This window comes from Streptomyces aculeolatus (genome assembly GCF_020400605.1).
GTDB lineage: Bacteria > Actinomycetota > Actinomycetes > Streptomycetales > Streptomycetaceae > Streptomyces > Streptomyces aculeolatus.
In genome coordinates this window covers 1-409 of sequence record NZ_JAINRD010000117.1, presented here as the reverse complement: position 1 = coordinate 409, position 409 = coordinate 1, and the positions used below count along the sequence as shown (strand labels likewise).

The window sequence follows — 409 nt, the reverse complement described above, 5'->3', positions numbered from 1 at the left end:
CTCGTCACGGCGTAGGGTCTCCACCACCGCGCACTGCGCCCCGGCCTCCGCCACCGTGTCACCGATGCCGGCAACCAGCACCGGATGAGGACTCGCCTCAATGAACACCCCGGCACCCGCCTGCGCCAGCCCTTCGATCACCGGGGCGAACCGCACCGGCTCACGCAGATTCCGCACCCAATACCCGGCGTCCAACGTCGCGGTATCGGTCACCTCACCCGTCACCGTGGAACGGAACTCCACCGAGCCCGCCACCGGACTGATACCGGACAGGGCCTCAAGCAGCTCGTCCCTAATCTCCTCGACCTGCGGACCATGCGAGGCGTAGTCCACGTCGATACGCCGCGCCCACACCCCGTCCGACTCACACCGGGCGAGCAACTCCTCCACCGCCGCGGTCTCACCCGAG

The 409-nt window shown here is 68.7% G+C and carries 1 protein-coding gene; it reads right to left on the bottom strand.

All coding sequences use genetic code 11. The annotated features are described in order from the left end of the window. On the bottom strand, positions 1–409 hold a 409-nt coding region (locus LG396_RS38965; RefSeq protein ID WP_263980128.1), incomplete at both ends, for an acyltransferase domain-containing protein.